General features: G+C 60.1%; 9 protein-coding genes. 4 read left to right on the top strand and 5 right to left on the bottom strand.

Annotation, left to right across the window (positions count from 1 at the left end; translation table 11 throughout):
- Both EN781_RS13020 and EN781_RS13015 read right to left on the bottom strand, forming a co-directional pair.
- Positions 1-264 (bottom strand): cyclic nucleotide-binding domain-containing protein (locus EN781_RS13020; protein WP_145965493.1); only part of this gene is annotated, 264 nt, incomplete at its 3' end.
- Positions 265-451: 187 nt separating this feature from the next.
- Positions 452-3,166, bottom strand: a complete 2,715-nt coding sequence (locus tag EN781_RS13015; RefSeq protein ID WP_126058879.1) for an ABC transporter ATP-binding protein — start codon at positions 3,164-3,166, stop codon at positions 452-454.
- 153 nt (positions 3,167-3,319) lie between these two features.
- Here EN781_RS13015 and EN781_RS13010 point away from each other — a divergent pair, with 153 nt between their 5' ends.
- Positions 3,320-3,991 carry a class I SAM-dependent methyltransferase gene (locus tag EN781_RS13010; RefSeq protein WP_126059396.1) on the top strand — a complete coding sequence of 224 codons (672 nt, stop codon included), beginning with the start codon at positions 3,320-3,322 and terminating at the stop codon, positions 3,989-3,991.
- 37 nt (positions 3,992-4,028) lie between these two features.
- On the opposite strand, the gene EN781_RS13005 is transcribed toward EN781_RS13010, so the two are convergent.
- Genes EN781_RS13005 through EN781_RS12995 form a run of 3 tightly spaced genes read right to left on the bottom strand, consistent with a single transcriptional unit; the run spans position 4,029 to position 7,637 of the window.
- A complete protein-coding gene (locus tag EN781_RS13005) occupies positions 4,029-5,180 on the bottom strand; it encodes a glycosyltransferase family protein (RefSeq protein WP_126058878.1) in 1,152 nt (383 codons plus the stop codon).
- Positions 5,177-6,421, bottom strand: a complete 1,245-nt coding sequence (locus tag EN781_RS13000; RefSeq protein WP_126058877.1) for a glycosyltransferase family 4 protein — start codon at positions 6,419-6,421, stop codon at positions 5,177-5,179. The genes EN781_RS13005 and EN781_RS13000 overlap by 4 nt, the downstream gene beginning before the upstream one ends.
- A 1-nt stretch (position 6,422) precedes the next feature.
- On the bottom strand, positions 6,423-7,637 hold the full coding sequence (locus EN781_RS12995) for a glycosyltransferase family protein (RefSeq protein ID WP_126058876.1): 1,215 nt from the start codon (positions 7,635-7,637) through the stop codon (positions 6,423-6,425).
- Positions 7,638-7,728: 91 nt separating this feature from the next.
- On the opposite strand from EN781_RS12995, the gene EN781_RS12990 reads away from it, so the two are divergent.
- The 3 genes from EN781_RS12990 to EN781_RS12980 form a co-directional block, all read left to right on the top strand.
- Entirely contained in the window at positions 7,729-7,914 is a 186-nt protein-coding gene (locus tag EN781_RS12990) for a hypothetical protein (protein WP_126058875.1), read from the top strand.
- 514 nt (positions 7,915-8,428) lie between these two features.
- On the top strand, positions 8,429-10,654 hold the full coding sequence (locus EN781_RS12985; protein WP_126058874.1) for a mechanosensitive ion channel family protein: 2,226 nt from the start codon (positions 8,429-8,431) through the stop codon (positions 10,652-10,654).
- A gap of 127 nt (positions 10,655-10,781) precedes the next feature.
- A partial coding sequence (locus tag EN781_RS12980) for a DUF5939 domain-containing protein (protein WP_245492592.1) occupies positions 10,782-11,412 on the top strand: 631 nt, incomplete at its 3' end.

Raw genomic sequence — 11,412 nt, 5'->3', positions numbered from 1 at the left:
CAATATGGCGATCTCGCCAACGATCGAATTTGGCAGCAGTTCGGCAACTTTTATCGGTCCGTTGTCGGAATCGACCAGAATATCCGCCCTGCCTGAAAGGATGACATAGGCGGCGTCGCCCTCATCGCCCTGCCGGAAAAGGATCTGCCCGGCGCTGTAGCTCACGCGATCGGATGTGAACGCAAGCAGCTTGAGCTTTGTCGGCTCTATGCCAGAGAACAAGGGAACGCGTTGCAGCATTCCAACCTCATCCTTGAGCAGCATTGTCGCGAACCTTCCCATTCACGTCTGCGAGACTAGAACAACCGACACCCCGATGGGATCAATTCTGTTTCCGGACGGCGAGACGAACCACGCGAAAGGTGGCGGGCCGATCAGCCGGAAACCCGAATCCCTTGATCTTGCCACAAGCTCCCACCGCCAGAATGATCCCATCTGAATGTCCAATGCTCTATGATAGCAATTCCTTAAAGATACCGCTCTCTGCCAAAAGTGTCTCGTGTGTTCCGTCTTCCACCAATTGGCCCGAGTCGAAGACGACAACGCGATCGAACATCATCCCCATTGCCGGATTCGTCACGACCCACACAATTGCCGGCGAATGGCCGTCGCGTCTGGCCTCCTCGAGCACGTTTTGCAGCACCTTATCCTGCATGCGCTGGTCGAGCGCCGACAGCGGCCGGTTGAGAATGAGAAAATCGGGACGCTTGAGCAGGGCGCGGGCAACATCGAGCTTCTGTCGCTGTCCACCGGTCAGCCGCCTGCCGCCGGAGCCGACGTTGAAGTCCAGACCGACATCCAGAACTTCGGCATAAAGCCCCAGCTCGTCAAGAATGGCATAGACGATGGAGCGTATGCGGTCCGGTGCGTCGGGATGGTTGTTGCCCACGCGCCCGAACAGGACATTGTCCATGACAGTAGCCGCGGCAATGTATTTGGCAGGATCATACCGTTCGACCGCGTTTTGCAGCTCGGGCGGCAGGTTTTCATAGAACCCGTTGCGAGCAGCGACGATCTTGCTCATCAGTTCGTCGCTCAGCAGGCCGAAGCGGTGCCGGGGCTCGATATAGGCAAAGCTCAAGGTGACGATCATGGCGCGATCGTTCTCTGAAACCGCCTCGTAGGCACGGTTCTTGAGCCGTTGCAGCAAGGTTTCGTAAGCGGGTATCTCCTCGGCGCTCATGAAGGCGAGCTGCTGGAAGAACTGGTGATCGGGCGGCAGGTCGGCAAACAGCTCGATCGCCTGGTCCGCGATCTCCATGCCCATTTCGTAGAGCGTGCGGTCGAGGCCGGCTTGCCTGAGCACAGAAGCAAAATAGGGATTGGCCGCCAGAGCCCTGTCGGCCAGTTCGGGGCCGGCGGCAGCGCCGAAGAGCAGGTTTTGGCCGATCGTTGCTTCCTTGTTGTAGGCGCCGGGTTCGAACGGAACCACCAGTCCGCTCAGCCCTTCGTGTTCCAGCCGCGTTCGCAGCGCCGCACGCAGTTCGACGATTCGCCTGGCAAGCTCCGTGTGACGCGTCAGGTCGGCCGAAGAGCGCAAGCCAAGATCCAGAATGTCGCGCGACAGAACAACCGCGTCGAGCACCCGGCGCACGGCTTCAAAGAGGTCGTGCGGGCCGGTAGCGCCGGCGGAAGCGTAGTCGATCCAGTCGCTTTGGATATCATGATCCGGATTGCCCGACCGGCGCGCCTCGTGGATGTTCCAGCGGCGCTGGTCTGCCGCAGCACCGTCATAAGTCACCGATGTCAGCGGCGCATGCTTCAACCCGTAGAGCAGGTTGTCGCGGAGGCTTGCCTGGAACAGGAAAACATCCGACGAGGCATAGGACATGCGCCGGCCGGTCACTGCTTCGGGGAGTTCAAGCAGGTCGTGGGCGCCCGAAGCGACCTTGCCGCCTTTCGGCCGGTTCAGGCGCGCGAAGGCTTCTGCAAGCGCCTCCGCTCCACCTGTTGCGGTACTGACCAGCGCCACCGTTTCACCCGGCTTGACCTGGACGGAGATACGGTCGAGGAGCAATGCACCGCCATCGTCCGCTATCGACAGACCGATCGCCGACAGCGGGTCGGTCATCGGACCGGGGGCTTCGATCGTCAATGCCCCGATTGTCGGCGCAATGACACCGTCGACGGTGAACTGTTCGACCACCTGCTGATATTTGACCTGGACATCCTGCCGCGCCTGATCCCAGTCGATCAGTTCCTTCATCGGTCCGGGCAGGTCCTTGTAGGCGCCGATCACGGCCACGAGCTGGCCGACGTCCAGCCGCCCCTCGATGACCAGATACCCGCCGATCATGTAGAACAGGAAGGGCGTCAGCTGCGCGAGAAAATTGTTGAGGAACTTTACCATGAATTTCCACTGGTAAAGATCGAAGCGGATCTTGAAGATGAGCCCGAGCCGGGCAGCTATGTCGGCGCGCTCGTAGTTTGACGTGTCGTGGACGTGAACCGCGCCGATGCCGTCGACGATTTCGCCAACCCGGCCCGAAAGCGCGCGCGCCGTCAGCTGCCGTTCGCGACCGAGCACGATCAGCCGCCGCCGCATTCGCGGGATCAGCACGATCTGGATCACCACGATCACGACCGCTATCATTCCGAGCCAGAAATTCTGGACCATGATGAACAGCATGGCCGTCAGCGCCTGGCCGCCGAGCAGCACCGGCTGCAGGAAGGCGTCGCCGATGAAGCCGCCCAGCGGCTCCACCTCGTCCTTCACCATGGTCGCCACTTCGGCGGATTTCACCCGTTTGAAGTAAAACGGCGGAAACCGCAGCACTCGATCGACCAGATCGAAGCGGATACGCCGCAGCATGCGTTCGCCGAGGCGGCCCTTGTAGGTGTTGATGTAGAGTTTGAACAAGCCGTTGATGACGACCAGCAACAGGAACACGACGCTGAGGGCAAGCAGCGTTGCCGTGCGGTCGAGCTGAAAGCCGGAGAACAACTGGACCTCGCCAATGAACGGCAGGTCATAGTGCAGTCTCATGAATGGCTGGGTGGCTCCCGGTTGCTCGAAACCTTTGCCCTGGATCGGGCCGTTGACGATCAGCTTCGGCAGGTCGAAGGACATGAAATACGGGATCATCGACAGCAGAACGATCAGCAATATCCATATCTGCTGCTTCTTGGTGTGCCTCCAGATATAGCGGGCTAGGCTGGGTTCCATATGCGACTGTGAACCTTCGGTCTAAAGCAAAGTAAAAGCATCTGCTGGTGAACGGCGCATCGGCAATCAGCGCTGGCGACACGTTCAAAGCCTGCGAGGCGGAGGCAAGATTGCGTTGTGTCGCCCGAAATCCCAACATACAAGGCGAATATGATGGATATCACGCAACCACGCAATGCCGGCACGGACGGGCACGAACAGGCCCTGGACCTCACGCGGGGAATTGCCGCCTATGTCAAGCACCCTCTCGTTGCAGGGCTGGCGCGCGTCATAGCCAAGCATCCGCAGGCCGACATCGCCAATGCCTTCAACCACAAGCAGGTCGCCTGCAAGATGTGGGCGCTCGACAGGCTGTTCGAAAGTTGCAGCGGCCGGTTCGGGCGCATATGGGTGCTGGGCGGATGGTACGGCGTATTGCCGGCAATGCTTTTCAACGATGCCCGCTTCGACATCGCGGCGGTCGATAGCATCGACATCGATCCCGAAGTCGCGCCGGTCGCCCGGACCCTCAACCGGGAAGCCGGCGATCGGTTCCGGGCGCTGACGGACGATATGTACGCACTCGACTATGCGGCCGGGCAACCTGACCTGGTTGTCAATACAAGCTGCGAACACATAGCCGATCTCAGCGCCTGGCTTGCTCTGCTTCCGCGGGGCACGACTGTGCTTCTGCAATCGAACGACTATTTCAGCGAGCCGACGCACATCAACTGCGTGGCTTCACTGGCAGCCTTCGAAGCCATGGCGGCGCTGCGGGAGATCAGGTTTTCCGGCGAGTTGCCGACAAAGAACTATACGCGCTTCATGCTGATTGGAACTGTTTGAAGCGCGTTGCGCGAATCTGATCCAGGCGCGACCCGCGTTAGGATCTTACGGACCAGGTTCGATACCGCTCGCGCAGGATTTGCGCCGAGTGACGCGCCCCTTCCAGATCGAGACGATGCCCGGGTGGCGTCGGTCCCACAAGCGCCTGTTCGATCGCTTGCGCCAGACCTTCAGGCGACAGGTCCTTTTCCATCAGCACCGTTGCAAGACCGAGTTCTTCGAGCATCAGGGCGCGAACCGTTTGTTCGGTTTCCGCGCCAGCTGCAAATGGAACGAGCAGGGAGCGACAACCCGCGCGCAGGACATCGCAGACCGTGTTGTAACCCGCCTGCGAAACTGACAGGCGGGCGCCGGTTAGCAGGCTGGCGAAATCCTCGCGGAACCGGAAGATGGACAGACCCGGCGTGGCATCGCGCGCGATCGCGTCAAATTCGTCTTTCGGTAGGTTTGGGCCGGTGATCAAACACCATTTCCAAGCGTTGTTGGCATTCCTAGCGGCGGCGATGGCGGAGCTGACCAGGTGTTTTCCGGCAGCGCCGCCGCCAACCGACACCAGAACGTCGAAGCGCTCGGAGGCCGCGGGCGGTGGCGGCGCGGCAACGAGCCCCGTGTAGGTGACCTCGGCTGTGATCGCCCCAGCCAGTGGAAATGTCCTGTCGATGGTTGCGAAAGCCGGGTCGCCGTGGATCATGACAAGGTCGAAATGCCTGTTGATGAGATCGACCGTTTCCTCGTTTCGGCCCGGCTTGACGCGCTCCTGAAGGATATCGCGGACGGACGTCGCCAGCAGCGGTCTGGGCGACGTCGCTTCGATGGCCTCGATCAGCGGCAAGAGTTCGAAACGCATCTGCCGGCGTCCAAATGGAAACGCCTCGATAATGACGATATCAGGCCTGCAATCCCGGAATGCCTGCAGCAGCATCTCTGAGCGCCACTTCTTGAAATCATCGTCGATGGGTTTGCCCTGCAGGTCGACCAACCCTGAAAATCCTTCATCACCGGAGGTGACAGTTGGCAGGGGCACAGATTTTACCCCCGGTCCCGGAAACCCCGCGATCGGCGCTCCGCCGGTCACGACGGTTACGTCAAACCCGTCATCGGCCAAAGCCGCCGCGATGCGGCTGGCGCGCGCGAGATGGCCGATGCCGAGCAGGTGCTGGACATAGAAGAAGGCGCGCAGCCGCTTCATTCGGCAGCCTGCCACTCCTGCTGGAACAGTTGCTTGAGCTGTCCGATGCTTGCCATATGATCGAAATTGCTTCGCACGCGCCCCTCAGCGGCCTCGCCGAGGCGGGCGCGCAGCAAGGGATCACGAATCAGACGCTCCAGCGCCTGTGCCAAGGCAATAGGGTGTTCCGTCGGCACCAGCAGACCGGTTTCGTCCGGCGATATAAGCTCCGGCACGCCGGAAATATCGGTCGACACGCAGGCAAGCCGCTGGCTGGCCGCCTCCACCAGAACATTCGGCAGACCGTCCCGGTCACCATTTGCAGTAATCCTGCAGGCCAGGGCGAAAATGTCGGCGCTTCGGTAGTGTTCCAGCACCTCCTTCTGCGCAAGCGCGCCTTTCCAGGAGACGCGACCCTCCAGGCCGAGCTTTCGCGCCAGCGCCTTGAGCCGTTCCAGTTCCTCGCCGCCGCCGATATGCTCGAAACGCCACGCCAAATCCGCGGGCAGAAGGGCAAGGGCCTCCAGCAAGGTATCGTAACCTTTCTTTTCGACTGCGCGCCCGACACTCAGAACGACAACCGGTTCGCCCGGCGCTGAGCCGTCATGCTGTTTTCGCGCCTCGCCAAAGCTGCCGAAGCGATCAAGGTCGAGCCCATGATAGCTCAGATGCACGGACGAGTTGCCGTTGGCGAGCTCCTTCAGGCGGTCGAAGCCGGTTTTCGTGCAGGTTACCGTCCAACGCGCCGAGGAAAGCTTGCCGGCCAGATCCCAGTCCGCCGAAGTCCAGATGTCCTTGGCATGGGCCGAGCAACTCCAGGGCAGGCCACGAAGCAGGCTGGCATAGCGCGTCACCGACGCCGGCGTGTGCACGAAATGTGCATGCAACCATCCCGCGTCTTGCGGCCATTCGGCCGCCAGCACGAGTGCCTGCCCGAAGCGGCGCACGCGATTGCGCGTAAAGTCGCGGGGGATATCGCTAGCCAGCGATCTAAGTGCGCGCCAGAAGCCCGGCCGCGGCAGACAAGCAATCAGCGCGCGAACGACGCGCAGCGGCTCGTCATGCAGATATTCTGGCAAATAATGGACGGGCGCTTTGATCTCATCATGCACGGGGTGGCGTTTTGCATCGGTCGGCCGCCTGAGCGCGACGATCACTAGGTCGAATCCCGCACGCTCGAGACCAAGCAGTTCCTGCGCGATGAAGGTTTCCGACAGCCGCGGATAGCCCTTCAGAACCACGACGATCTTGCGACGTTGCAACTCAGTTCAGTCCTTCGATGACCGAAAGGTGATGGCCGGCCCGCCGGTCGAGCAGTTCCGCAACGATTTCGGAGATATGAGGCAGCCCTTCCAGCGTCAGATGCGGATTGCTCTGTGATGGGCGGGGCCGGTCTGGCAGCATCACCAGTGCATCGGCAAACCGCTGGGAATCCTTGGCTTCTTCCGGCAAAAGCATCTCGATGAGGCCGAGTTCGGCTGCGCGCCGAGCGCGGATCAGTTGTTCCTCCCGAGGCTCGACGCGCGGCACGATCAGCGCCGGCTTGTCGAAAGACAATATCTCGCAATAGGTGTTGTAGCCGCCCATTGCCACGACCGCCTTGGCGCCGGCAATCAGGTCTTCCATGCGGTTGTCGAACTCGATGATCTTGATGTAGGGGATCTTGGCCCCCTTCCTGAGCAGCTTGTTGCGCTTGCGCGCTGGCATGTAAGGCCCAAGCACGATCAGCGCCCTGTGCTGCAATCGTGGATCCTGCTGATAGGCATCGATGACGTCGTGGATCAGTTCGGCGCCGTCACCGCCGCCACCGGTGGTAACGAGGATATAGTCGCCCTCGGGCCTGTGGCCGGGCAACTCATTCCGCGGCAGGCTCCGTTGCAGGAAACCGACGAACCTCATCTTTGCCCTGACTGCCGGCGGCACATCCAAGCCCGTCAACGGATCGTAGAAATCCGGCGGACCATAGGCCCAGACCTTGTCGTAGAATAGGCCTATCTTGCGCATCACATCGTTGCGTGCCCACTCCGCTTCGAGCAGATGCGGCGCATCCATCACCTCGCGCAGGCCGAGAACGAGCGTGGTGCCCCGCGTCTTGAGGTAGGACAGCGTGTCCTCAATCTCTCCACGCAGGCCGAGCGGTTCCTTGTCGACGATGAAGATATCCGGCCGGAATGTCTCGGCCGTGTGGCGGATAATCGACTGGCGCATCCTTAGCGTCTCATGCAGATCGATATCCTTTTCCAGCGAGGTGTATTCGCCATTGCGCAACTTGATGACGCTGGGGATCTTCACGAAGTCGACACGGGCGCGGTAGTCGAATGCGCCAGCGATCGTTGCACCCGAAATGATAAGCACCTGAAGTCCGTGGAAATTCTCGACAAGCGAATGCGCGATAGTGCGGCAGCGCTGCAGGTGGCCGAGCCCGAACGTGTCGTGGCTGTACATGAGAATTCGGGCGTTTTCTGCGTGTTGGGTCATGGTTGAACGTCTTTTCGAATTCTCGCCTTGAGGACCGTCAGCGACCCGCTGGCTTCGAAACCATCCTGGGTCAACCGACCTGTTTTGAAACATGAAGGCGCAATTTTCAATTTGTATTACCCAAGAAGGCGCAGATCGCCTCGCCATCCGCGAGCTCGTCGACCCCTATGCACACTTCGCCGACCGGCGCGATGCGAAAGGCCAGATGGCGCTCGTCACCCCAAACTCGTACCTCGAGGTGTACACGGACGCCAAGAATCCGAAGCCCTCCATGTAGCCACATTCGCACAAAGCGCTCGCACCTGTCCTCGCTGACACCATCAAATGTCCTTCATCTGAAGGGTCCCAAGCGGCGGCCATACACCCAGACACACTGCCTAGTGTTTCGAGCGCATACCGATGGAGGGGATCGAATCCACACGCTTTTGCCAAATGCACAGCGCGACGACATTGTGCTGTCATTCGGTGCCGCCAGCTTGGAGGCGCAACCACGACCTCCAGCGTGGTCGCCGCAGATGCTGCTTTCAAAGCACTTAGTTCGTCAGGGACGCCAGGCCGAGGCCGGAATGCCCTGCCCCGCCGGGAAAATAAACACTGTTAGGTACCCGGCGCAACGGTCTAGCCCGGAAGGATGTCTTGCACCACAACATCGGTTTCTTCAAGGTAGGCGCAACGACGGACATAGATGTCGTTGCTTGCCGATTTGAGGGGAAGGTTACAGCACGATGCCACTCTTGGTTCGACGATTGGGAGTTGGGCGTCCGACACGAACTCTCGGAGATCTGACTGCCATGCTTGTCCGGGTTGCCGGGCCGCTGGTCTTCGGGATCGCCCTCTTGTTTGCTGGTTCGGCACAGGCGCAGGCGCCGGCGCCCGTCCCGCCTGAAAAGGTCAAACAGCTATTCGAGCTACTCGACGATCCGTCGGTGAAGGCCTGGATGGCCGAACAACGAAATCAGGACGCCGGGTCAACGGCAGCGCCTGCCGCGGCAGGAGCTTCACCGGCCGGCGCATCGTCCAACGCTGCCGTCGCCCCGAGCCAGATGAATACGATGGCATCATCGACGCTCGATCGGATCAAGCATCATATCGAAAGAATCGTGCGAACTTTGCCTTTGCTGCCAGACCAGTTTGAGCGCGCTCGGGCAGAGACCATGCAGGATATGTCCAGAAAGGGGCCTCCCGGCGTATTTCTGCTGATTGCGATGTTCATCGCTGCCGGCGTGGCGCTCGCCTGGGCAACGTACAGGCTGACCCGTCCGTTTCGTCTTTGGATCATCGCGCAGCCGAAGGATACGCCCATTGGGCGAGCCAAGAAGATTGGCGGTCGCACGCTTTATTCCAGCCTGCTGATCGTCTCGTTCGCGCTGGGCAGCGCCGGCGCGTTCATGTTGTTCGACTGGCCAATGCTTATCCGCGAGATCGTGCTGACATTTCTGCTGGCTGCAGTCGGTACAGCGGCTGTGCGCATGTACCTGGCAGCCATGCTCGTCCCTTCCTTCATGAACGTCGAGAACGCGGTCGAGGTTCGTGCCTTGCCGGTCACCAACGAAACGGCTGACCATTGGTTCTATTGGCTGCCCCGGATCGTCGGCGTCTTCGCCTTCTTCGCCGCCGCGTTTATCCTCTTGCCGGGTCTCGGCATCGATCAGGATGGAATGCTGGTCCTGTCAACGGGCGCCGATTTCGTGCTGCTATTGCTTTTGCTGGTTGCCGTTTGGCGCCGGCCAAGAACACAGCGAGATGGTGCGCACCAAAGCAGTCATACGGCAACGACATGGTTGTTGACAGCTTATTTCGTCGTTCTGTTCCTGCAGCGCATCGCCGGTCTTAATATATTGTTCTGGTTTACCTTCGCCGCATTCTTCCTGCCCTTGGCAATCGTGCTGACGCAGCGCGGCGTCAATTTCGTGCTGCGGCCGGGTTCGGACGACGCCGGCCGGCCCACGATTCCGGCGGTGACGATCGCTGTCATCGATCGCGGAGTCCGGATGATCTTGATCCTGGCGGCGGCTTACTTTCTCGCGCGTGTCTGGGGTCTGAACATGCAGTCCATGCGGGACAGCGATACGACGACCAACCTCATATTGCGCGGCTTGATTAATGTCATGGTCATTGCGCTTGCAGCCGACTTCGGCTGGTCGATCATCAAAGCCTTGATCGAGCGAAAGCTGGGCATCGAAACGCCGCACGCGGTGATCGACGACGAGGAGGTCCCGACCCTCGATCCGCAACAGGCGCGGCTGCGCACACTTTTGCCGATCATCCAGAACATTCTGCTCGCCGTGATCGTCGTGATGGCGGTGCTGATGATGCTCGCCTCAATGGGTATCGAGATCGGCCCGCTGATCGCCGGCGCTGGCGTCGTTGGTGTCGCTGTGGGATTTGGCGCACAAACCATAGTCAAGGACGTCATTTCAGGCGTGTTTTTTCTTCTCGATGATGCGTTTCGTGTTGGCGAATACATTACATCGGGCCGCTATGTGGGAACGGTGGAAAGCTTTTCGCTGCGCTCGGTGAAGCTGCGCCATCATCGTGGCCCGCTGTTCACAATACCTTTCGGTGAACTCGGTGCAGTCCAGAACCAGAGTCGTGACTGGGTCACCGACAAATTCAACATCACCGTTGGCTATAACACTGACATCGACTTCGCTCGCAAGCTGATCAAGCGAATAGGTCTCGAACTGGCGGAAGATCCCGAATTCAAACACTGGGTGCTCTCACCGATCAAGATGCAGGGCGTGCAGGAGTTCGGCGAGTACGGCATCGTATTGAGGGTCAAGGTCACAACAAGACCGGGAGGCGCCTTCAGTATGAAACGCAAATTCTATGTACGCCTCCGCCAGGTCTTCAAGGAGCAGGGCATCGAACTCCCATTTCCGACCGTCCACGTCGAGGGGCTACAGAACTCACATGGGGCAGAGAATGCACCTGTGGAGGCCAAACCCGAGCTAAAAATGGCAGTCGCGCAGTCGCACACCAATCGGCGCAGAAAAAAAGCCAGCACAACGGAGTAGGAAACCGTGACACCTGCTCTGGTGCACATCCTCCTAGACAGACTGTCGTACAACAAAGGAATCCAAACCATTCGCATCCTGCTGGCTTTTTTAGTAGGCTGTCGCGAGGCTAGGTTGAGGATCCGGTGTGACGGAAGTCAACGATCGTCTTCTCGAAAGCAAGATGACCAAGGTGGAGCAGGCGCGAGCCTGGAGCCCACGCGTCATCTCGAAATTCGAGGCGCTGATCAGGAGCGCCGACGACCACTCACTCTATCGCGTTAATCCGCTAGCCTTTGCTCGCGACCGCGCAATCGCCGAGCCTGAAGCAATCGACCTCTTCCTTCATGCCGCCCGCTGTGGCGTGTTCGACATGAGCTGGGATGTGCTCTGTCCCCAGTCCGGGATGGTGCTCGATAGTTTCGGCGCCCTGCGCACACTGAGGACCCACTACGTCTGTGGCCTGTGCGACGTATCGGGCGACACCGACCTCGACGACTTCATCGAGGTCACCTTTTCGGTATCGCCGAAGTTACGGCACCTTCCCTACCACAATCCCGAGACGCTCCCTGTCGAGGATTTTCACTGGAAACTCCACTTCGGACATGACGGGCGGCTGCCGGGGCAAGACGTTCGCTTTCTCGACGTTCTGCGTGGCTTCGTTCGGGGCATGACGTTTCTACCGCCCGGCACCACCACAGTGCTCCGCGCCGACCTGGGACCGGGCGCCCTTGCAGGCGTCAACGTGCAGACACAGGCCGCATTCGCTGTGCCAATAT

This window comes from Mesorhizobium sp. M4A.F.Ca.ET.090.04.2.1, assembly GCF_003999085.1.
Classification (GTDB): Bacteria; Pseudomonadota; Alphaproteobacteria; order Rhizobiales; family Rhizobiaceae; genus Mesorhizobium.
The sequence above is the reverse complement of the archived record's forward strand: the minus strand, read 5'-3'. Positions and strand labels throughout refer to the sequence as shown.

Coding starts and splice junctions, on each gene's coding strand:
- EN781_RS13015 (WP_126058879.1), bottom strand. CDS start 3,166: ATGGAACCCAGCCTAGCCCGCTATATCTGGAGGCACACCAAGAAGCAG.
- EN781_RS13010 (WP_126059396.1), top strand. CDS start 3,320: ATGGATATCACGCAACCACGCAATGCCGGCACGGACGGGCACGAACAG.
- EN781_RS13005 (WP_126058878.1), bottom strand. CDS start 5,180: ATGAAGCGGCTGCGCGCCTTCTTCTATGTCCAGCACCTGCTCGGCATC.
- EN781_RS12995 (WP_126058876.1), bottom strand. CDS start 7,637: ATGACCCAACACGCAGAAAACGCCCGAATTCTCATGTACAGCCACGAC.
- EN781_RS12990 (WP_126058875.1), top strand. CDS start 7,729: ATGAAGGCGCAATTTTCAATTTGTATTACCCAAGAAGGCGCAGATCGC.
- EN781_RS12985 (WP_126058874.1), top strand. CDS start 8,429: ATGCTTGTCCGGGTTGCCGGGCCGCTGGTCTTCGGGATCGCCCTCTTG.